Annotated in this window: 17 protein-coding genes and 2 pseudogenes; 9 read left to right on the forward strand and 10 right to left on the reverse strand. The window is 71.3% G+C overall.

Features of this window, described 5'->3' with window-relative positions; genetic code table 11:
* Nucleotides 1-81: 81 nt before the first annotated feature.
* Entirely contained in the window at nt 82-564 is a 483-nt protein-coding gene (locus ACPXB1_RS25490) for a hypothetical protein (protein ID WP_355595564.1), read from the reverse strand.
* Between the two features lie 97 nt (nt 565-661).
* Between ACPXB1_RS25490 and ACPXB1_RS25495 the strand changes: the two genes are divergently transcribed.
* Entirely contained in the window at nt 662-1,720 is a 1,059-nt protein-coding gene (locus tag ACPXB1_RS25495; RefSeq protein ID WP_355595562.1) for an aldo/keto reductase, read from the forward strand.
* A gap of 502 nt (nt 1,721-2,222) precedes the next feature.
* Here ACPXB1_RS25495 and ACPXB1_RS25500 read toward each other — a convergent pair.
* Nucleotides 2,223-4,379, reverse strand: a complete 2,157-nt coding sequence (locus ACPXB1_RS25500; protein WP_355595560.1) for an elongation factor G-like protein EF-G2 — start codon at nt 4,377-4,379, stop codon at nt 2,223-2,225.
* 249 nt (nt 4,380-4,628) lie between these two features.
* Between ACPXB1_RS25500 and pgsA the strand changes: the two genes are divergently transcribed.
* The 8 genes from pgsA (at nt 4,629) to ACPXB1_RS25540 (ending at nt 12,545) form a co-directional block, all read left to right on the forward strand.
* Nucleotides 4,629-5,258 (forward strand): phosphatidylinositol phosphate synthase, encoded by a 630-nt coding sequence (pgsA, locus tag ACPXB1_RS25505; protein WP_355595558.1) that lies wholly within the window; start codon nt 4,629-4,631, stop codon nt 5,256-5,258.
* A 91-nt stretch (nt 5,259-5,349) separates the two neighbouring features.
* Nucleotides 5,350-6,279 carry a phosphatidylinositol mannoside acyltransferase gene (locus ACPXB1_RS25510; RefSeq protein ID WP_355632513.1) on the forward strand — a complete coding sequence of 310 codons (930 nt, stop codon included), beginning with the start codon at nt 5,350-5,352 and terminating at the stop codon, nt 6,277-6,279.
* 194 nt (nt 6,280-6,473) lie between these two features.
* Nucleotides 6,474-7,634 (forward strand): glycosyltransferase family 4 protein, encoded by a 1,161-nt coding sequence (locus ACPXB1_RS25515; protein WP_355595554.1) that lies wholly within the window; start codon nt 6,474-6,476, stop codon nt 7,632-7,634.
* Nucleotides 7,635-7,717: 83 nt separating this feature from the next.
* Nucleotides 7,718-8,221: a hypothetical protein gene (locus ACPXB1_RS25520; protein ID WP_355595552.1), complete on the forward strand. Its 504-nt coding sequence runs from the start codon at nt 7,718-7,720 to the stop codon at nt 8,219-8,221.
* A 165-nt stretch (nt 8,222-8,386) separates the two neighbouring features.
* Nucleotides 8,387-9,304 carry a pyridoxal 5'-phosphate synthase lyase subunit PdxS gene (gene pdxS / locus ACPXB1_RS25525; RefSeq protein ID WP_167944967.1) on the forward strand — a complete coding sequence of 306 codons (918 nt, stop codon included), beginning with the start codon at nt 8,387-8,389 and terminating at the stop codon, nt 9,302-9,304.
* Nucleotides 9,305-9,431: 127 nt separating this feature from the next.
* Nucleotides 9,432-10,040, forward strand: a complete 609-nt coding sequence (gene pdxT, locus ACPXB1_RS25530; RefSeq protein WP_355595550.1) for a pyridoxal 5'-phosphate synthase glutaminase subunit PdxT — start codon at nt 9,432-9,434, stop codon at nt 10,038-10,040.
* A 254-nt stretch (nt 10,041-10,294) separates the two neighbouring features.
* On the forward strand, nt 10,295-11,044 hold the full coding sequence (locus ACPXB1_RS25535; protein ID WP_355595548.1) for a YebC/PmpR family DNA-binding transcriptional regulator: 750 nt from the start codon (nt 10,295-10,297) through the stop codon (nt 11,042-11,044).
* 31 nt (nt 11,045-11,075) lie between these two features.
* Entirely contained in the window at nt 11,076-12,545 is a 1,470-nt protein-coding gene (locus ACPXB1_RS25540; protein WP_355632515.1) for a TOMM precursor leader peptide-binding protein, read from the forward strand.
* 48 nt (nt 12,546-12,593) lie between these two features.
* Here the strand turns inward: ACPXB1_RS25540 and ACPXB1_RS25545 are convergent.
* The 8 genes and pseudogenes from ACPXB1_RS25545 to ACPXB1_RS25580 all read right to left on the reverse strand — a co-directional run.
* Nucleotides 12,594-13,346, reverse strand: a pseudogene (locus ACPXB1_RS25545) (AAA family ATPase); the annotation flags it as partial.
* 502 nt (nt 13,347-13,848) lie between these two features.
* A complete protein-coding gene (locus ACPXB1_RS25550; protein ID WP_355595546.1) occupies nt 13,849-14,910 on the reverse strand; it encodes an ABC transporter permease in 1,062 nt (353 codons plus the stop codon).
* Nucleotides 14,907-15,800 carry an ABC transporter ATP-binding protein gene (locus ACPXB1_RS25555; RefSeq protein WP_355595544.1) on the reverse strand — a complete coding sequence of 298 codons (894 nt, stop codon included), beginning with the start codon at nt 15,798-15,800 and terminating at the stop codon, nt 14,907-14,909. Before ACPXB1_RS25555 ends, ACPXB1_RS25550 begins: the two co-directional genes overlap by 4 nt.
* Before the next feature lie 81 nt (nt 15,801-15,881).
* Complete coding sequence (locus ACPXB1_RS25560) at nt 15,882-16,604, reverse strand: response regulator (RefSeq protein ID WP_425735887.1); 723 nt, start codon at nt 16,602-16,604, stop codon at nt 15,882-15,884.
* Between the two features lie 167 nt (nt 16,605-16,771).
* A pseudogene (locus tag ACPXB1_RS25565) lies at nt 16,772-18,025 on the reverse strand (sensor histidine kinase); the annotation flags it as partial.
* A gap of 153 nt (nt 18,026-18,178) precedes the next feature.
* Nucleotides 18,179-19,126 carry a permease prefix domain 1-containing protein gene (locus tag ACPXB1_RS25570; RefSeq protein ID WP_355595542.1) on the reverse strand — a complete coding sequence of 316 codons (948 nt, stop codon included), beginning with the start codon at nt 19,124-19,126 and terminating at the stop codon, nt 18,179-18,181.
* Nucleotides 19,123-19,464 (reverse strand): PadR family transcriptional regulator, encoded by a 342-nt coding sequence (locus tag ACPXB1_RS25575; protein WP_053657579.1) that lies wholly within the window; start codon nt 19,462-19,464, stop codon nt 19,123-19,125. The genes ACPXB1_RS25570 and ACPXB1_RS25575 overlap by 4 nt, the downstream gene beginning before the upstream one ends.
* 292 nt (nt 19,465-19,756) lie before the next feature.
* A complete protein-coding gene (locus ACPXB1_RS25580; protein ID WP_355595540.1) occupies nt 19,757-20,377 on the reverse strand; it encodes an L-threonylcarbamoyladenylate synthase in 621 nt (206 codons plus the stop codon).
* Between the last annotated feature and the right edge of the window lie 156 nt (nt 20,378-20,533).

A 20,533-nucleotide genomic window follows, 5' to 3' on the forward strand; every position in this document is an offset into this window, starting at 1 on the left:
GTACCCCGCCCGGGTTGTGGTGTTCCGCGCTCGACCGGCGCGGCGTCCGTGCTTGTCGGCGCGGTGTCCGTGCCGGTCGCGCTAGTCGGCGCGCAGCAGGGTGGTCAGCTCCGGCCAGCTCCGCACCTGGTGTACGAGGGGGAGCAGCGCTGCATGGGCGTCGACCTCCGCCGGACGGGGCCGGAACAGGTAGCGGTGCGGCACCGAGTCGAGGTAGCCGAGCACCTCCAACCGGTCGTCCACGAAGTGGGTCAGCCCGAGCCGCTGCGCGATCGGCGCCTTGGCCGGGCGGGTCCGGCAGAAGTGCACCCGGTCGACGGGGATCCCGGTGCGGGCCGGGAAGCCGTGATGGGCCAGCCAATCGCGGGTCCGCTGCTCGGTGGTCGCACCGCACTTGGACACCAGGTGCACCTCGTCGAACGTCGGCCCGAGCGCCGCGAGCGCGTCGAACGCCCCGGCCACCGCCGGTGTACGCAGATAGTTCGCGCCGAAGAAGGACGTGTCGGCGTCCTCGTCGGCCGGTTCGATGAGTACGCCGCCGATGTCCACGCCCAGCCGTCGCATTCCGCCGATCATGCCGTACCGCGCCGATCCCCGCCGTCACGCAGGCGTAGCACGGAAGCGCTACGCCTCGACCCGGCCGAGGTGGCACGATCTGTCGATGGCAGTCACGACACGGACGTTGGGGCGCAGCGGCATCGAGGTCAGCGCCCTCGGCATGGGGTGCTGGGCGATCGGTGGCCCCTGGGCGGAGGGCACCCAGCCGCTGGGCTGGGGCGCGGTCGACGACGACGAGTCCGTGCGGACCGTACGCCGGGCCCTCGACCTGGGCGTGACGCTCTTCGACACTGCCGACACGTACGGGGCCGGGCACAGCGAGCGGATCCTGGGCAGGGCGCTCGCCGGCCGCCGCGACGAAGCCGTGATCGCCACCAAGTGGGGCTACACCTTCGACGAGGCAGCCCGCCAGGCGACCGGGGAGGACGCGTCGCCGACGTACCTGCGGCGGGCGGTGACCGGGTCGCTACGCCGGCTGGGCACCGATCGGATCGACCTCTATCAGCTGCACCTGGCCGACCTTCCGGTGCCCCGCGCGGAGGCGCTGATCGACACCTGCGAGAGCCTCGTCGCCGAGGGCCTGATCCGGGCGTACGGGTGGAGCACCGACCGACCCGACCGGGCTGCCGCGCTCGGGCACTCCGCCCCGGGCGCCACCGCGGTGCAACACAACCTGTCGGTGCTGCGCGACGCCCCCGAACTGCTCGCCGTCTGCGACAAGTACGACCTGGCCAGCATCAACCAGGGACCACTGGGGATGGGACTGCTCACCGGCAAGTACACGGCGGCCTCCACGCTGCCCCGCGACGACGTACGCGGGCTGACCCCCGGCTGGCTGGAGTGGTTCCGTGGGGGACGCCCCGCGCCGGAGTGGCTGCGCCGGGTAGGAGCGGTCCGTGCCGCGCTCACCGTCGACGGACGTACCCTCGCGCAGGGCGCGCTGGGCTGGATCTGGGCGCGCAGCGGGCGCAGCATTCCGATCCCTGGCTGCCGTACCGTCGCCCAGATCGAGGAGAACGCTGCCGCGTTGCAGTGGGGTCCGTTGGAGCCGGACGTGTTCGTCGAGGTGGAACGGCAGCTAGCCGCCCTACGCACCGCCGCCCTCCGGGACGCCGACCGCCCTCACTGGCCCCGCCCCACCCACCCAGTCACCCACCCGTAGAACTCCCGCCCTTCACCTGCGCCAGGTCACGGCCCTCCGCCCGGCCTCGCGCGCCGTGCCTGTCCTCCGCGCGCCGTGCCTGTCCTCGCGCGCTGCCGTCCCCCGCGTGTCGCCGCGCTGCCTGGCGCTCAGCGCAGCATCTCCCCGCCTTCGTCGATCATGGAGTTGTGGTGCCTCACAAAGCAGGTGGAAATAGCTGTTTCCGCCCACCACAACTCCATGATCGACGGGGTGACGCGAGCCCGCACCCCGCGCGCCCCGCTCCCGGGCCGGCGCACTCGCCGATCTTGCACTTCCTGCCGTGACTAATGCCCGCAACAGCGACATTTCGGCGACAGTAAGTGCAAGATCGGCGGGGCGGGGCGGGGCGGGGCGGGGCGGGGCGGGGCGGGGCGGGGCAGGGCTCGGCAGGGCAGGGCGGGGTCGCAGGGCCCGGCTCGGTGGGACCTGCGGGTCAGGGTGGGCGCGGGTGGCGTCCAGCCTGGCTGAGGACTGGACTGGATTAGGGGGCTTGTTCTTTGCGGGTCTGGTCGGCCAGGTGGGTCGGCATGGGGTCGTGGCGGACGAAGTGGCGGCGAAACGTGCCGGTGCCGGCGGTCAGGGAGCGCAGCTCGACGGCGTACCGGAGCAGTTCGGTTGCAGGGACCTCGGCCCTGATCAGGGTGCGGCCGTCGACCTCCGGGTCCGGTTCGGTGCCGAGCACCCGGCCGCGCCGGCTGGACAGGTCGCCCATGACGGTGCCCACGGAGCCGTCGGGTACGCGGATGCGTACCTCGTCGATGGGTTCGAGCAGTGCTGGTTGGCCGCGTTCGGCGGCGTCGCGCAGAGCCAGCGCGCCAGCGGTCTGGAAGGCGGCGTCGGAGGAGTCGACGCTGTGGGCCTTGCCGTCGACCAGGGTCACCCGCAGGTCCACGACCGGGTGGCCGGCGACCAGGCCGCGTTCCAGTTGGGCGCGTACGCCCTTCTCCACCGACGGGATGTAGTTGTGGGGCACGGCGCCGCCGACGACCCGGTCGACGAATTCGAAGCCGCTGCCCCGGGGCAGCGGCTCCACCTCGATGTCGCAGATCGCGTACTGGCCGTGGCCGCCGGACTGCTTGACGTGCCGGCCGTGCCCCTTCGCCGGCACGGTGAGCGTTTCGCGCAGCGACACCTTGACGGGTTCGGTGTCCAGTTCGACGCCACCGGCGCGCAGCCGGTCGAGCACCACGTCGGCGTGTGCCTCGCCCATGCACCACAGCACCAGTTGGTGGGTTTCCGGGTTGCGCTCCAGCCGCAGGGTGGGGTCGCCTGCGACGAGCCGGGCCAGGTTGCGGGCCAGCGCGTCCTCGTCGGCGCGGCTGCGGGCGACGATCGCCACCGGCAGTAACGGTTCGGGCATCTCCCAGGGGGCGATCAGCAGCGGGTCGTCCTTGGCCGAGATGGTGTCGCCGGTTTCGGCGCTTCCCGATTTGGTGATCGCGCAGAGGTCGCCGGCGACGCAGAACGGCACCTCCCGCAGGGTGGCGCCCAGCGGGGTGTAGATGTGCCCGACGCGCTCGTCGGCGTCGTGGTCGGGGTGCCCGCGCTCGGCCATGCCGTGCCCGGAGACGTGCATCGTCAGGTCGGGGCGCAGCGTGCCGGAGAAGACCCGGACCAGGGAGACCCGGCCGACGTGCCGGTCGACTGTGGTCTTGACGACCTCGGCGACGAGCGGTCCGTTCGGGTCGCAGGTCAGCGGCGGGCGAGGTGAGCCGTCCACGCCTGTCACCGCCGGCAGCTCGTGCTCCAACGGTGACGGGAACGCGGCGGTCATCACCTCAAGCAGCGCGTCGAGGCCGACGCCGGTCTCGGCGCAGACGGGCACCACCGGGTAGAAGTGGCCCCGGGCGACTGCCTTCTCCAGGTCGTCGATCAGCACCTCGGTGTCGATCTCCTCGCCGTCGAGGTAGCGGTCCATGAGGGTCTCGTCCTCGCTCTCGGCGATGATCCCCTCGATCAGCTCGTTGCGGGACTCGTCGATGGCGGGCTGGTGCTGCGGGTCCGGGTCACGCACGTCGGCGGGGAGCCCGGCGGTGTAGTCGAAGACCCGGCGGGTGATCAGACCGAGCAGGCCCTCGGTGGAGACGCCGTCGTCGCCGAGCATCGGCAGGTAGAGCGGCATGACGTTGTCGCCGAAGAGACGCTGGCACAGGGCCACGGTCTCGTCGAAGTCGGCGCGCGGCTGGTCCAGCCGGGCCACCGCGACCGCGCGGGGCATGTCGACCGCCGCGCACTCCTCCCACAGCGCCACTGTGGCCGCGTCCATCCCGCCGGCAGCCGAGACGACGAAGATCGCGGCGTCGGCGGCCCGCAGGCCGGCGCGCAGCTCACCGACGAAGTCGGCGTACCCGGGTGTGTCCAGGAGGTTGACCTTGATGCCGTTGTGCAGCAGCGGCGCGCAGGACAGGCTCACCGAACGCTGCTGGCGTACGGCCGCCGGGTCGTGGTCGCCGACAGTGGTGCCGTCGACCACGCTGCCGGCCCGGCCGATAGTGCCGGTCGCGGCGAGCAGGGCCTCGACGAGTGTCGTCTTGCCCGCTCCGGAATGCCCGACGAGCACCACGTTGCGAACCTGGTCGGGCGTGGTCACCGCCGGCACGCCGCCGGTGGGACCTTTCTCGTGACTTTTCTGCGCCATGGGGGCGCACCTCCCTCAGCCGGTGGTGGGTGGCGACCGCCGCGCGACGGGAAGCGGCCCGGGGCGAGTGCGCGGCGATATCCTCCGGTGGTCTGCTGCACAGCGGGAACGGGACGGGCGGGCGGGTGAGCTGGCTCACCTCCTGGCTCGATCTCACACCTGTCGCCGGACAGGCACAAGCCTGCCCCGGCGGGTCGGAGGGGCGGGCCGTATCGCCGGAGATGGACGGACCGTTATCGTGGGACCGCCATGGCGAAGATCTTCCAAGTGTCGGCCCGCGCGGGGATGACCCGCGTCGTAGAGCCGATCGCACGCGCCCTGCTGCGCGCGGGCGTCACCCCCAATGCCGTCACCGTCGCGGGCACCGTTGGTGTGCTCGTCGGCGCGCTCGGCTTCGGTGCCCGCGGCCACCTGGTCGCGGGCGCGTTGATCGTCACCTTTTTCGCGCTCACTGACCTGCTCGACGGGACGATGGCCCGGATGAGCGGCGGCTCCACCAGGTTCGGGGCGTTCCTCGACTCGAGCATGGACCGGGTCGCCGACAGTGCCGTCTTCGGCGCTGTCGCGTACTGGCTGGCCACCCAGGGTAACCACTCCGGGGTGGCCGCCGCGCTGCTCTGCCTGGCCGCCGGCGGGTTGGTCTCCTACGTGAAGGCCCGCGCCGAGGGGCTCGGGATGACCTGCAACGTGGGCATCGCCGAGCGCACCGAACGGCTGCTCATCGTCGGCGTCGGCGGCATCCTCACCGGCCTGAACGTCAAGCCGGCCCTGGAGATCGCGCTGTGGCTGCTCGCCGCCGTCTCGATCTTCACGGTGGGCCAGCGGGTGGCGCACGTCTACCGCCAGGCCCAGCAGCTCCAGCCGGACGGTCAGGCGTGAGCGGGGCCAGGCAGGAGCCGCGACGACCCGACGTACTCGGCGTGGGCCACGCGCTGGCGATGCCGCGCCGCACGACCGGCGGCCGGGCCGCGTGAACCTGACCGAGCTGGGGTACGTCGCCGGCTGGCGGCTGGCCCGCGCGCTGCCCCGGCCGCTTGTGGCCAGGGCATTCCAGGCGGGCGCGGACCGCGCCCACCGCCGCGCCGGCGGGGGTACGGAGCGGCTGCGCGCCAACCTGCGCCGGGTGGTCGGCCCGGAGGTGCCCGACGCCGAGCTGGACGAACTGGTCAAGCGCGGCCTGCGCTCGTACGCCAGGTACTGGATGGAGGCGTTCCGCCTGCCCTCGTTGAGCCGGGAGCAGATCCTGTCCGGGTTCCGCCTCGACGGTGCGGAGCTGCTGGCCGCGGACGTCGCCGCTGGCCGGGGTGCGGTGGTGGCCCTGCCGCACGCCGGCAACTGGGACGCGGCGGGCGCCTGGGTGGCTGCCACCGGCTGGCCGATCACCACGGTCATGGAACGGCTCAAGCCGGAGGGGGTGTACGAGCGCTTCATCGCCTTCCGGAAGGGCCTGGGGATGGAGATCCTGCCGACCCACGGTGGGCCGCGTCCGGCGTTCGACGTGCTGCTGGACCGGGTACGCGCGGGGGCTGTGGTGCCGCTGCTGGCCGACCGTGACCTGTCGGCCCGGGGCGTTGAGGTGGATTTCTTCGGCGCGAAGACGCGCATGCCGGCCGGGCCGGCGCTGCTGGCGTTGCATACCGGAGCGCCGCTCTACGTGGCCTCCATGTGGTACGAAACGGACGCCGCGTGTGCCTCGCTCAGCGGCCCGCTGCCGGTGCCGGGGCCCGAGGTGGGGCCGCTCGACCAGCGGGTACGGTCGCTGACTCAGATGATCGCCGACCGTCTGGCGTCGGGTATCGCCGACAATCCGCAAGACTGGCACATGTTGCAGCGAATGTGGCTGGACCAGCGAGGGTCGGGCGACGCGGCAACGTCCGCGCCGGCCTCGGGCCGGTCCTGAAGGAGGTGGGCTCGGTGCGCGCGAGGAGTGCAGCGCAGCGGAGCCCCGCAGTCGCGGACAGGAAGGCGGGTTCGGTGCGCGCGAGGAGTGCAGCGCAGCGGAGCCCTGCAGTCGCGGACAGGAAGGCGGGTTCGGTGCGCGCGAGGAGTGCAGCGCAGCGGAGCCCCGCAGTCGCGGACGAGGGGCGCTGACGTATGCGGATCGGCATCGTCTGCCCGTACTCCTTCGATGTTCCTGGCGGGGTGCAGAACCACGTCGTCGACCTCGCGGAGGCGCTGATCGCCCTGGGGCACGAGGTCAGCGTGCTCGCACCGGCGGATGAGGATTCTCCGCTGCCGGAGTACGTGGTGTCGGCCGGTCGGGCGGTGCCTCTGCCGTACAACGGGTCGGTGGCCCGGATCGCGTTCGGTCCGGTTTCCACGGCTCGGGTCCGGCGGTGGCTCACGAACGGCGATTTCGACGTTCTGCATGTGCACGAGCCGCTCACGTTGAGTCTCTCGCTGTTGGCGGTGTTGTCCGCCCGTGGGCCGGTGGTGGCCACGTTCCATACGGCGATGACGCGTTCGCGGGTGCTGGCCGCCGCGCAGGGCGTGTTGCAGATCGTGTTGGAGCGGATCACCGCCCGGATCGCGGTGAGCGCGTTGGCCCGCAAGGTCCAGGTGGAGCACATGGACGGCGGTGCTGTGGAGATTCCCAACGGGGTGGCGGTGGCGAAGTTCGCCGATGCCGAGCCGCTGCCCGGCTGGCCGGGGGAGTGCGGTGTGGGCTCCGGGGGCACGTTGGGGTTTCTGGGCCGGTTCACCGAGGCGCGTAAGGGGTTCCCGGTGCTGCGGGACGCTTTCGTGTCGTTGGCCGAGTCCCGGCCGGGGTTGCGGCTGCTGGTCGCCGGCCCGGGTGATCCCGATGACCTGTTTGACCAGTTTCCGGCCGCGCTGCATGACCGGGTGACCTTCCTGGGGTTGGTCTCGGAGTCGGACAAGGCGCGGATGCTGCGCAGTGTGCACCTGTACGTGGCGCCGAACACCGGTGGCGAGTCGTTCGGGATGATCCTGACCGAGGCGCTGGCTGCTGGCACGACTGTTGTGGCGAGTGATCTGGACGCGTTCCGCCGGGTGCTCGACGGGGGCAGGGCGGGGCGGCTCTTTCCGACGGGGGACGCGGTGGGGCTGCGCGACGCCCTGGCCGAGTTGCTTGACGATCCGGGCGGGCGGGCCGTGCTGAGCGCCTGCGGTGATCAGGTGGTGGCGAATTTCGACTGGCCGGTGGTTGCTCGGCGTGTTCTGGAGGTATACGCAGCGGCGATCGAGGCGACCGACGGGCGGGTCATCGACCAGGAATGGGTCGGGCTGGGCTGAGCCGACGTGACGGATGGCGCTGCTGGTGACAGGGTGGCCGACGAGGACGCGCACAGTCGGAGGAGAAACGGAGCAGCACTACGATGCCGCACATGTGGTGGGTGGTGGCCGCGAGTGTGGTCGTGGGGCTGGTCGCGGCGTACCTCATCTGGACCGCCGGCCGGGTCGAGCGGTTGCAGGGCCGCGCGGAGCTGGCGGCGCGGGCCCTGGACGCCCACCTGTTGCGGCGGGCGGCGGCGGCCGCCGTGTTGGCGGAGCGGCGTTTCGGCGTGGAGTTGTACGCGGCGGCGCGGATCGCGCTGGACGCGGCGCCGGACGAGCGGGAGGCCGCGGAGAACGACCTGACCCGGCAGTTGCGGTCGGTGCAGTTGGACCCGGCGGACCCGGACTGCACGGCGGTGATCGCGGCGAGTCGGCGGCTGGCGTTGTCCCGGCAGGTGCACACCGATCTGGTGCGGGACGCGCGGTCGGCGCGCAGCAGGCCGCTGGTGCGGTTGTTGCGGATGGGGCGGGGTCGGGAGTGGCCACGCTACTTTGACATCGACGATCCGACGCTTGTGGTGCCGGCGGACGTCCCAGCGAACTGACCGGTGCGCAACCGCCGACCCGGGGCCGCCGGCGGACCTGTCGGGGGCCGGTGACGAGGGCCACAGGACAGGCCACCGGGGGTCGGATTGGCTGTCGGAGCGGCGTTGAACCGGACGTAGCATTTCGCTGCCACCTCCCACAGCCCGTCCAAGGAGCGATCACCCGTGTCCGACACCACCGCCTCGACCACCGGTAGCGCCCCCGTCGTCGGCACGGCCCGCGTGAAGCGCGGCATGGCCGAGATGCTCAAGGGCGGCGTGATCATGGACGTGGTCAACGCCGAGCAGGCCAAGATCGCCGAGGACGCCGGCGCTGTCGCCGTGATGGCGCTGGAGCGGGTGCCCGCCGACATCCGCGCGCAGGGCGGCGTGTCCCGGATGAGCGACCCCGACATGATCGATGGCATCATCTCGGCGGTCTCCATCCCGGTGATGGCAAAGGCCCGCATCGGTCACTTCGTGGAGGCGCAGATCCTCCAGTCGCTCGGCGTCGACTACGTCGACGAGTCCGAGGTGCTGACCCCGGCGGACTACGCGAACCACATCGACAAGTGGGCCTTCACGGTCCCGTTCGTCTGCGGTGCGACGAACCTGGGTGAGGCGCTGCGCCGCATCACCGAGGGCGCGGCCATGATCCGCTCCAAGGGTGAGGCCGGCACCGGTGACGTCTCCAACGCCACCACCCACATGCGCAAGATCCGTCAGGAGATCCGGCGGCTGTCGTCGCTGCCCACCGACGAGCTCTTCGTCGCGGCCAAGGAGTTGCAGGCCCCGTACGAGCTGGTCAAGGAGGTCGCCGAGACGGGCAAGTTGCCGGTGGTGCTGTTCACCGCCGGTGGGATCGCCACCCCGGCCGACGCGGCGATGATGATGCAGTTGGGCGCGGAGGGTGTCTTCGTCGGCTCGGGCATCTTCAAGGCCGGCAACCCGGCGCAGCGCGCTGCCGCGATCGTGAAGGCGACCACCTTCCACGACGACCCGGACGTGCTGGCGAAGGTCTCCCGTGGTCTCGGCGAGGCCATGGTCGGCATCAACGTCGACGAGATCCCGCAGCCGCACCGCCTGGCCGAGCGCGGCTGGTGAGTAAGGAAGGGCACCTTCTTAACGCCTGATGCATAGGAAGGGCCCCCTCCTAACAAGCTGACGGCGACGAGCTAACAAGCTGACGGCGACGAGCTAACAAGCTGACGGCGACGAGAGGAAAGGCGACATGAGCGACGTACCCGTGATCGGTGTGCTCGCCCTTCAGGGTGACGTGCGCGAGCACGTCGCCGCGCTCGTCGCGGCCGGCGCGGACGCCCGCCCGGTCCGGCGGCCCGCAGAGCTGGACGCGGTCGACGGCCTGGTGATCCCGGGCGGGGAGTCCACCACGATCAGCAAGCTCGCCGACATCTTCGAGCTGCGCGAGCCCATCGACAAGCGCATCGCGGACGGGATGCCTGTCTACGGCTCCTGCGCGGGGATGATCATGCTGGCGTCCGAGGTCCTGGACGGTCGGCCCGACCAGCGCGGCTTCGCCGGCATCGACATGACAGTGCGACGCAACGCCTTCGGCCGGCAGGTCGACTCGTTCGAGGCGCCCGTGGAGATCAGCGGGGTGGCGGGGGAGCCGTTCCACGCGGTCTTCATCCGCGCCCCCTGGGTGGAGCGGGTCGGCGACGGCGTCCAGGTGCTCGGCACTGTGACCGGAGGGCCGAGCACCGGCCGGATCGTGGCGGTTCGACAGGGTAACCTGCTGGCCACCTCGTTCCACCCGGAGCTGACCGGCGATGCGCGGCTGCACGCGTACTTCGTCGACCTGGTCCGCGTCGCCCGCTGACCGCCCGCGTGGTCGCGCCGCGCGGGCTCCCCGCCGGGAGTCCGTCGTGCCTGCTCGCGCGGCACGGCGTGCACCGACGCGGTGCCGCGCGTGACAGCGACCAGCCCGACGCCGGTAGGATTGCCGAGATTCGGCGGGGCCAGCTGCCCGTCGCGGCTTTCCCGCAGGGCTGACCGGCACCACCGCGTGCGCCGGCGGGGCCGGGGCGTGCGCGGTCGGTCGATGCAGACGGCGGGTAGCAACGGAGGTAGCAGATGTCCGGCCACTCAAAGTGGGCGACGACCAAGCACAAGAAGGCCGTCATCGACGCCAAGCGCGGCAAGATGTTCGCCAAGCTGATCAAGAACGTCGAGGTCGCCGCGCGGACCGGCGGCGGTGATCCGTCCGGCAACCCGACGCTCTTCGACGCCATCCAGAAGGCGAAGAAGAACTCGGTCCCGAACGACAACATCGACCGCGCCGTCAAGCGCGGCTCCGGCCTGGAGGCCGGCGGCGCCGACTGGCAGACCATCATGTACGAGGGTTACGGGCCCAGCGGTGTGGCGATGCTCATCGAGTGCCTCACCGACAACCGCAACCGGGCGGCAACCGAGGTGCGCACCGCGCTGACCCGCAACGGCGGTTCGCTCGCCGACGCGGGCTCGGTGTCGTACATGTTCTCCCGCAAGGGCGTCGTGATCGTCCCCAAGGGTGGCACGACCGAGGACGACGTGATGATGGCCGTTCTCGACGCCGGCGCCGAGGAAGTCAACGACCTGGGCGAGGCATTCGAGATCGTCTCCGAGCCGACCGACCTCATTCCGGTGCGCACCGCGCTTCAGGACGCCGGCATCGAGTACGAGTCGGCCGAGTCGTCGCTGGTCCCGAGCGTCAACGTCCCCCTTGACGAGGAGGGCGCCCGCAAGATCTTCAAGCTGATCGACGTCCTTGAGGACTGCGACGACGTGCAGAACGTCTACGCGAACTTCGACGTCTCCGACGAGGTGATGGAGGCCGTCGGCTGACCCTGCGCCACGTCCGCTGAGGAGGTGTTCCATGGGTGCGGCCTGCGATTCCTCGACGTACGGCGTCCGGCTGCTCGGCACCGGCATCCTGCACCGTGCGGTGGAGGCCGCCCTGCGCCCCCTGCCGACGGACGACGGCCGGGGCGTCGACGTCTTCGTCACTGACGACCGGTCCGACCAGGTGTCAGCCGCCGCCCGCCGCGCCCGTGCGGCGGGGCGGGCGTTCCTGCCGGTGTACCCGACGTTGCGCGGAGTGCGGATCGGCCCGTTCACCGTGGCGGGGCGGTCGGGCTGCCACCACTGTGTCCAGGTGCGGTCCTACCGCGCGCGGGTGGGTGCCGCGCCGCACCGGTCGGCGCTCTGGCAGGGGTTGTACGACGGCATCGTCACCGCGCCCGCGCCGACCTTCGGGACGCCTCTGCGGGCCGTCGTCGCGGCGCTCGTCGCCGACGAACTGGATTGTGTCGCCCAGGGGGCTGCCGTACGGTGCGACCAGGCGGTGCTGGAGGTCGACACGGCGACGCTGGCGATCTCCCGGCACCGGCTCATCGCCGAGCCGGGATGTGCCCTGTGTGGGGATCTGCCCGACGACGGCCCCTCGGCGGGCGACCTGCGGCTGGTGTCCCGGCCGAAGCGGGCGCCTGACGACTACCGGGCACGCAGCCTGCACCTGGAGTACGAGAGCCTGACAGCGGCGACTGTCGACGCGGAGATCGGGCTGTTCTCGTCGGTGACAGTGCACCACAAGGATTCGATGATCGTGGCGGCGGCGGTGGGCGGCCCGGTCTGCTGCGACGAGCTGTCCGGTTTCGGTAGGGCGTTCACGTACCCGGTAAGCGTGTCGGTGGCCATCGCCGAGGCACTGGAGCGGTTGGGTGGGGACACGCCGCGAGCGCGCCGCACCTGCGGTGGCCGCCGACAGGTGCCAGGCGCGGCGTTCCGGGTCTGCGGGCAGCGCGGCGGCGATGGCGAGGTGGGCGCCCCGACGTTCCTCGTGGGTGGACTTCGCGACGATCGCCGCCTGGATCAGGGGGTGACGGAAGACGAGGCGACCTGTGGAGTCGTCGACCCGTACCAGCTGGGCTCGCTCGGCGGGCGCCAGGTCGATGAGGCTCGTCATGCCGCGCAGGACCCGTACGTCACCGCTGCCCTCGAAGGTGGCGAGCAACAGCAGCAGCCGTGTCGCCTCCGGCAGGTCGGCGATCCGCGCGTCGAACACCGCCTGGAGGTGTTCGCTCAGGGGCACCAGGCCGGACTGCTCCGAGCACCGCCCGCCGGAGTCGGTGAGCGTGGCCGGAAGCTCGACAAGGGCGAGCGGGTTGCCCTGGGCGAGATCGAGCAGGCGTTGCCGGGCCGGAGGGGTCAGGTGGGGGGAGCGGGCTTGCAGGAGTTGGGCGCCAGCGTCCCGGGTGAGCGGTCCGACAGTCACCTCGGTCAGCCCGCGCCGGTCGAGAAAGCCCTCGGTGCCCGTCCGGGAGGCCGCCACGACGCCCACCGGTGAACCCGGCACACGCCGCGCGATGAAACCGAGGACCACAGCGCTGGGCCGGTCGACCCATTGCAGGTCGTCGATCACCAGAAGGACGGGCGCCTTCTTGGCGACGGTGTTCACAAGCGACAGCGCGGCATTGCAGATCATCAGCGCGGCCGGTGTCGCGCCCGGCCCGAACCCGAGCGCGACGGTGAGCGCGTCGCGCAGGGCAGGTGGCAGGCGCTGGATGTCGGCGTGCAGAGGCAGTAACAGTTGGTTGAGCAACGAGTAGCTGACGTCCGCCTCGAACTCCGAGCCGGACGCGCGCAGTACCCGCATCCCGGCGTCGTCGGCCAGGTCGGCCGTGGCGGCGAGTAGCGCCGACTTTCCGATGCCCGGATCGCCGCGGACAAGTCGAACGTCGCCGCTGTTTCGCACCGTTTGCAGGAAGCGGCCGATGCGCGCCAGTTCCACCTCTCGTCCGAAGAGCTGCTCCATAGCCATACCTCGATCGCGTCGGGGTGGGGCCGCTGACGAGACGGTGCAGCAGCGGTTCCCGGGTCTGCAGGTGGTGCGGGGAGTGGCGACTGTGGCGGCGCCGCTGACCTCGCACGGGCGGTGAAGCGGTCGTGCTGAGCGGCGGAATCGCGGCCGCTCGCCGACGAGAACCGCAGCCGCTCGAGGCGGCGAGGAACTGGTGTGTGCTGGCTGAGCGTCGTGCGCGGGCCTGTCGACGATCGTGTTCGGGGTGGCCTGAAGGGTCCGATCGCGCCGTGGCGCTGGGGCCCGACGTCGGGCGGCACGAGCGTCGGCATGCAATATATTGCACATTCCAAGTATATACTTGTCAAGTCAAGCACTGTTCATCGATATGTGACGGGCGTCACGTAGACTGCGCTGGCGCCTGAGCGCGCAGAGCCGGGGGGAGGATGCGTTCGCGGTTCGGCACGGCGATGCACGAGCCGAAGGAGGCGTTACGGCCCGCGCCGAGAGCAGCGGGCCCGGGGGCGGTACGCCAAGAACTGTTCACCGACGGAGTCGGCGTCCTGAGGGCCCTCCGGCCGGCGCAACCGCGCGGCGGGGCCCGGATCAAGGAGCAACGGCACCGACTGAGGCAACGGCACCGACTGAGGCAGCGGCACCGGCTGGAGCGGGCGCCACCGCGCCGCCCCGGAACCGGCGCGGGCCCTGCGTACCGCCTGGTCGGTGGCGGGCACCCGGTGGGCGGATCAGGTTGCGACCGACGGCCTCCTGATAGGCCGACGATCGATTCCTCGTGAGGGTCGACGGTGATGCTGGCCCGCCCGACGCCGGGCGGGCCAGCCGCGCTGGGTCAGCCCACCGTGTCGCGGGAGCGCCACGCCGCCAGGATCGAGGTGCGACCGTTGGTACGCATCAGCGATCCCTCGTACACCCGCGCCCCGGCGACCACGAACGCCGCGGCGGCGACCAGCAGCAGGACCAGCGACACCAGCGGCTCCCAGCCGGCCGCGTCCCCGGTGAACAGCCGCAACGGCATCGCGGTGGGGGCGGAGAACGGCAGGTAGGACAGCACCCGCATGGCCGTCGCGTTGTCGTTGAGGAAGATCACCGCGAAGAACGGCAGCATGACGGCGAGCTGCACGGGTGTGGACACCCCGGCGATGTCCTCCTGCCTGTTGACAAGCGCTCCGGCCGCCGCCCACATGGCCGCCACCAGTACGAAGCCGAGCAGGAAGAACGGCAGGAACCAGCCGATCGCGGGGGCCAGCAGCGACAGCAGCTCGGTGCTGTCGCCGAACTGCACACCGATCATCGCCACCAGGGCGATGAGGACGATCTGCCCGAGGGCCAGGATGGTTCCGGCGATCATCTTGCCGGCCAGCAACGCCCGGACCGGCACGGCCGCGACCAGGATCTCCACGATCCGGGTCTGCTTCTCCTCGGTGACGCTCTGCGCGATCTGCATGCCGAAGATCTGCGAGGTGAAGAAGAAGACGAACGCGAAGACGAACGGCACCAGGAACGCCACCACCGGGTCGACAGCGTCGGGGTCGAGCAGTTGGACCGGCGGCGAGGAGCTCAGTGCCCGCACCACCTCGTTGGGGGTCTCGTCCATGGCCAGCACCTTCGGCCCTGAGACAACAGCGGCGTCCACGTCACCGTCGCGCACCGCCTGCTCGGCGGCGCGGTCGTCGGCCACCACGAGGACGTCGAGGCCCGCGTCCCGCAACGGGCCGGCTGCCTCCTGGGTGACTGCCACACGCTCCGGCCCGCCGGAGAGCAGCGGAGGCAGGATCGTGCCGGCCGCCGCGACGAGCAGGAAGAAGAGCGTGCCGAACAGGAAGGTACGGTCGCGGAGCTTGACCCGGATCTCGCGCTCGGCGACGAGCCGGGTGGCCTGGGGGACGTTCACTGGGTGACCTCTCGGAAGATCTCGGTGAGCGAGGGGCTGACCGGGCGGAAGGCGCGGACCGGGCCGCGGGCCAGGGCCGCGCGCAGCACCGGCTGCTCGTCGGCGCCGGCCGGCAGGTCGAAGACCGCCCGCGCGCCGTCCAACTCGACAAGCGTGACGCCGGGCTGGTCGCGGACCCAGCCGGCGTCGGTCTCCACCACCAGTTCAAAACGGGGCGAGGTGTACGACTCGCGCAGCTGCTCGCGGCTGCCGGCGGCGCGGATCACCCCGTCCCCGATGATCACCAGGTCGTCGCAGAGCCGCTCCACCACGTCAAGTTGGTGGCTGGAGAAGAGCACCGGCACTCCGGCGGCGGCGCGCTCGCGCAGCACCCCCACTACCGTTTCGACGGCAAGCGGGTCGAGGCCGGAGAACGGCTCGTCGAGCACCAGCACCTCCGGGTCGTGCACCAGCGCGGCGGCGATCTGGGCCCGCTGCTGGTTGCCGAGCGACAGCGTCTCCAGCAGGTCGTCGCCCCGCGCGCCGAGCCCGACCCGCTCCAGCAGCGTGTCGGTGGCACGTCGGGCGGCGGGTGCGTCCAGGCCGTGCAACCGTCCCAGGTACGTCACCTGCTCCCGCGTGGTCATCTTGGGATAGAGGCCACGCTCCTCAGGCATGTAACCGAAGCGCGCGCGGTCCTGCCGGGTGAGCTGTGTGCCGCCCCAGCTCACCTCACCGGCGTCCGGCGCGAGCACACCCAGGATGATCCGCATGGTGGTGGTCTTGCCGGCGCCGTTGGCGCCGACGAAACCGGTCATCCGGCCTGCGGTCACCTCGAAGGAGACGTTTCTCAGTACCTGCCGGTCGCCGAAGCTGCGGTCGACGCCGTCCAGGCGGAGCGTTTTGGTCACGCATCCACGCTAGATCCGGTACGTCGATCCGCAGTCCGCCCGGCGGCGGAACCGGTCGGTCCCCCTTGCGGCGGATGCCGGTCACCCGCCGGGCCGGACCACCCCGCTCTCGTACGCGAACACGACGGCCTGCACCCTGTCGCGCAGGCCGAGTTTGGCCAGTACCCGGCTGACGTGCGTCTTCACCGTCGCCTCGCCCAGTTGCATGCTCGCGGCGATCTCCGCGTTGCTCGATCCGGCGGCGAGCAGGACCAGCACCTCCCGTTCGCGCGGCGTGAGCTCGCCCAGCGCGGCCTCGGCGTCCGGCCCGAGGTGGGCGGTGCCCGCCGGATCGCCGGGACGGGCGAACGTCGAGATCACCCGCCGGGTGATCTCGGGGGCGAGCAGGGCGTCGCCCCGGGCGAGCACCCGGATCGCGTCGACCAACTCCTCTGGTGTGCCGTTCTTGAGCAGGAAGCCGCTGGCACCGGCGCGCAGCGCCGCGAAGAGGTAGTCGTCGCGGTCGAACGTGGTGAGGATCAGCACCGCCGGCGCGCCCGGGCCGGTACCGGTGATCTGTCGGGTGGCCTCCAGCCCGTCCATCACTGGCATTTCCACGTCCATGAGCACCACGTCGGGGCGGGTGGCGCGAGCCATGGTGACGGCTCGGCCGCCGTCGGCCGCCTCGCCGACGACCTCGATGTCGTCCTCCACCTCGAGGATGACCCGGAAGCCGGTGCGGACGAGGTGCTGGTCGTCGGCGAGCAGCACCCGGATTCGCTCGTCGGCGCGCGGATTGGTGTCGCCGACGGGTGCTGTGCTCACACCGACCACCCCGTCCCGGCCGTAGCCTCGTCCCGCGCGGCTGCCCTCTCGCGCTGCGTCGGCGTTGCCGCGTCCGCGTCTGCGCGGCTCGCTGTCGGCGTACCGTCGTCGGACGCGGCGTCGGTTCGTGTCGGATTCGGCTGGTTTCCCGTGGGCACTGCCGGGGGCAGCGGCAGCCGGGCGCGGACCCGCCAGCCGCCGCCCCGGCGGGGGCCAGCCTCCAGGACGCCGTCCTGGGCGCCGACGCGTTCCCGCATGCCGATCAGGCCGAGCCCGTCAGCGGGGCATTGGCTCCCGCCGCGTCCGTCGTCGCTCACGTCCACCTCGACCTCCCGTGCCAGGTAGCGGATCCGTACGTCCAGCAGTCCGGCGTCGGCGTGTTTCAACGTGTTGGTCACCGCCTCCTGCACCACCCGGTACGCCGTCTGCGAGACCGACGCGGGCAACGTCACCGGGGCGCCGTACACCCCGGTGGTGGCCGTGAGCCCGGCGGCGCGGGCCCGTTCGACAAGCTCGCCGATCCTTTCGATCGTCGCGGCGGCCGGCGGTGGGGTTTCGGCGGAGCCGTCGGGGGCGCGCAGCACGCCGAGCATCCGGCGTAGCTCGTCGACGGCGGTGCGGGCGCTCTGCTCGATGGCGGCGAGTGCCGAGCGAGCCTTGTCCCGGTCGCGGTCGAACACCCGCCGGCACGCGGACGCCTGCACCCCCATCACCGAGACGTGGTGCGCGACAACGTCGTGCAGTTCCCGGGCGATGCGCACCCGTTCGCCGAACACCGCCCGCTCGCGGGATTCTGCCTGCGATTGGCGCAGTTCCTCGGCCTGGGCGCGTAGCTCGTGCTCGCGTCGAGCGGCCACCCAGGCGGTCTCGCCGAAGAAGTACGCGAAACCGAAGTACAGGCCGTTGATCAGGACGCCGGTGACCATCGCGGCGAGCAGCGGGGGCACCGGTCCGACGGCGTTGGCGAAGGCACCGGGTGGGATGTGCTCGATGCTGACCGCGTAGTAGACGCCCAGCCAGGCGAACATCGTGACGATCACACCGATGCGCAGCCTGCGGGCCAGCCGGCGGTTCTGTTCCCACGCGCCGACGGTGTAGAGCGCGCAGAAGAGCGACCACGAGGAGAGCTGCGTCTCCGGTGCCGATCGGGCCTGCGCGGCGATGAACGCCACCGAAATGACAAGCAGGGTGGCGGTCGGCAAGCGTCGCCGCCAGATCAGCGGCAGGGTCACCGCGACGGTCCAGAGCAACTGCTCCGGCCCGGACGGCGGCGGCCCCAGCAGGAACGCGCCGGTGCTGCGGGCCAGGGTGAGGCTCACCAGGGCAAGCAGGGTCACGGCCAACCCGATCCAGAGGTCGATCCGGAGCTGCTCCGACGTCGGACCTGGGCGGCGCCACGCGTCCCGCTGTGCCACGTTCATCCGGGAACGATGCCACGCCACCGGCCGTCTCTGCGAGCCGGACAGGTCGGAGGTGACCTGGTCAGGCTGGTCAGACCCTCGCACTCTGGTTGCATCGCCGCAGCGCGGCGGCCCGGCGCGGGGTGCGCGCCGGGCCGCCGTGTCCGGATCAGCTCACGCCGTCTGGCGGCGGGTCTTGATGGCGGTGTCGATCAGGTCCCAGACCAGCACCACCGCCGCGCCTATCGCGATGACAGCCCCGAGGATGTTCGTGTTGTCCGGCTCGGCCAGCCAGCTCAGGCGGTCGGCCAGGGCCGGGTTGAGCAGCCGGTCGTTGAGTGCCAACCAGATCAGCGGCACCGTGAACGCGAGGCTGAGCAGGGCCTTCACTCCGAACAGTGCCCAGTTCCAGCGCCCGATCCGGTACTTGACGATCTCGAACACCAGGCTGGCGACCAGCACCGCGATCAGCGCCGGCAGCCAGAACGACCACAGAGCCGGGTCGAGGATCGGGATGTTCTCGCCGTCGGTGCCGTTCACCCAGGACCGGTAGTGCTGGAAGGGCAGGTAGCCGATGGTCAGCACCAACATGGCCACCGACGCGATGGTGTCGGCGAGGGAGACGTCCTTGTGTGCGGGGACGTCGGGCAGCTGGTCGACGTTCCAGTCGGGCAGGTCGGCGGCGGGTTGGAAGCGGTCGATGAGCGCGAAGGTCAGGGTGAGCCAGAAGGCGATCTGTACGGCAACCTGTATGGCGGTGCCGATGCCGCTCCCGATGGCCCCGAAACCCTTGCCTTCGGCCACCTCGACGATGGCGACGATCGCGCCGACGATCGCCGGGATGAAGCTGAGCAGCAGCTTCAGCAGCCGCAGCCAGACGAGGTAGTAGGTCGGGCCGATGAGCTGCAGCCGACGGTCGGCGTACCGGGCGGCCAGCAGGTCCGGGTTGCCCAGCTCGGTGAGCACCGCCCGCTCGGCGGCGGTGGCGTCCTCGCCGCCGCTGGTCCGGTCCTCGATCATGTCCTGGATCGAGGCGCGCAGCTCCGTGGCGATCTCGCCGCGGCGCTGGGCGGGCACCGATCGCAGGGTGGCGGCGAGATAGCGGTCGGTCAGGGTGTTCATCGGTCCACTCCTTGGATCAGCCCGGTGATGGAGGTCTGTACGGCGGCGAGGTCGTCCAGGAGCCGGTTCAGCATCGACTCGCCCTCGTCGCTGGTCCGGTAGAACTTGCGCGGTCGGCTCTCCTCGGTGTTCCACTCGCTGGTCAGCAGCCCCTGGTCCTCAAGGCGGCGCAGCAGCGGGTAGAGCGTGTTGGCGTCCACCGGGAAGCCGTGGTCGGTGAGCCGTTGCAGCAGTGCGTAGCCGTAGTCCGGCTGGCGCAACGCCACCAGGCTGGCCACCACGACGGTGCCTCGACGCAACTCCTGTAGGTGCGTCCGTAGAACGTCCTCGCTAACCATGCGTCACACCATACTGTGTGGCACACACTGTTGTCTACGACGATAACGTTGTGCCGCCTCGGCGGCTTTCGTGGGACCTGTCGGTCGGGTGGGGAGGGTGGTCGGACCCGCCTTTGCTCTGCTTCAACCCACGCAACAGATAGAGCCGTCGGTGTTGCGTCGGTTGAAGCAGAGCAAAGGGCGCGCGGCGACCACCTCGGGCTGAAGGCGCGCCTGCTCACGGGTCATGCCGGGGCGGTCGGCAACGACCGCGCCGGGGCCCGACGCCGGGGGCGGATCGTTAGAGGGGGCGCTACTCGAAGCGGGAGGTGTCTCCCGCGCCTCGGCGCAGGATCTCCGGCTCAGGGCCGGACAGGTCGACGACCGTCGTCGGCTCCTTGCCGCACTCGCCGGCGTCGAGGACCGCGTCGAGCTGGTGGTCGAGCCGTTCCTTGATCTCCCACCCCTGGGTCATCGGCTCCTCGTCGCCGGGCAGGGCCAGGGTGCTCGACACCAGCGGCTCACCCAACTCGGCCAGCAACGCCTGGGTCACCGTGTGCCGGGGTACGCGGACCCCGACGGTCTTCTTGCGCGGATGCAGCATCCGGCGCGGCACCTCGCGGGTGGCCGGCAGGATGAAGGTGTAGCTGCCCGGGGTGGACGCCTTCACCAGGCGGAAGACCGAGTTGTTGATCCGCACGAACTGGCCGAGCTGCGCGAAGTCCCGGCAGACAAGCGTGAAGTGGTGCCGGTCGTCGAGCTGGCGGACCTCGCGGATCCGGTCCAGCCCGTCCCGGTTGCCCAGTTGGGTGCCGAGCGCGTAGCAGGAGTCCGTCGGATAGGCGATCAGGCCACCGCTGCGGATCAGGTCGGTGACCTGGCCGATGATCCGGGGCTGCGGATTCTCCGGGTGTACGTCGTAGTACCTCGCCACCGGCCAAGCCTAGGCGCAACCGGGCGCGCAGGCATCGGCGGTGGGGGTGGAAGTGCCGCGCGAGGAGACACGGGCCACCCTCGGCGCGGACGGTGGAGCCGCCGAGATCACCTCGGTAGGGTAGGTGCCGGTCGGCTCCGACCACCTAGATCCACA

Origin of the sequence: Micromonospora sp. DT68 (assembly GCF_049847245.1) — a bacterium.
GTDB classification, from domain to species: Bacteria; Actinomycetota; Actinomycetes; order Mycobacteriales; family Micromonosporaceae; genus Micromonospora; species Micromonospora profundi.

Bases quoted from the DNA above. Each gene is read 5' to 3' on its own strand.
- pgsA (WP_355595558.1), top strand. From the start codon at position 4,629: ATGGCGAAGATCTTCCAAGTGTCGGCCCGCGCGGGGATGACCCGCGTC.
- ACPXB1_RS25500 (WP_355595560.1), bottom strand. From the start codon at position 4,379: ATGGCGCAGAAAAGTCACGAGAAAGGTCCCACCGGCGGCGTGCCGGCG.
- ACPXB1_RS25540 (WP_355632515.1), top strand. From the start codon at position 11,076: ATGGGTGCGGCCTGCGATTCCTCGACGTACGGCGTCCGGCTGCTCGGC.
- ACPXB1_RS25575 (WP_053657579.1), bottom strand. From the start codon at position 19,464: ATGGTTAGCGAGGACGTTCTACGGACGCACCTACAGGAGTTGCGTCGA.
- ACPXB1_RS25515 (WP_355595554.1), top strand. From the start codon at position 6,474: ATGCGGATCGGCATCGTCTGCCCGTACTCCTTCGATGTTCCTGGCGGG.
- ACPXB1_RS25570 (WP_355595542.1), bottom strand. From the start codon at position 19,126: ATGAACACCCTGACCGACCGCTATCTCGCCGCCACCCTGCGATCGGTG.
- ACPXB1_RS25535 (WP_355595548.1), top strand. From the start codon at position 10,295: ATGTCCGGCCACTCAAAGTGGGCGACGACCAAGCACAAGAAGGCCGTC.
- pdxT (WP_355595550.1), top strand. From the start codon at position 9,432: ATGAGCGACGTACCCGTGATCGGTGTGCTCGCCCTTCAGGGTGACGTG.
- ACPXB1_RS25495 (WP_355595562.1), top strand. From the start codon at position 662: ATGGCAGTCACGACACGGACGTTGGGGCGCAGCGGCATCGAGGTCAGC.
- ACPXB1_RS25490 (WP_355595564.1), bottom strand. From the start codon at position 564: ATGCGACGGCTGGGCGTGGACATCGGCGGCGTACTCATCGAACCGGCC.
- ACPXB1_RS25520 (WP_355595552.1), top strand. From the start codon at position 7,718: ATGCCGCACATGTGGTGGGTGGTGGCCGCGAGTGTGGTCGTGGGGCTG.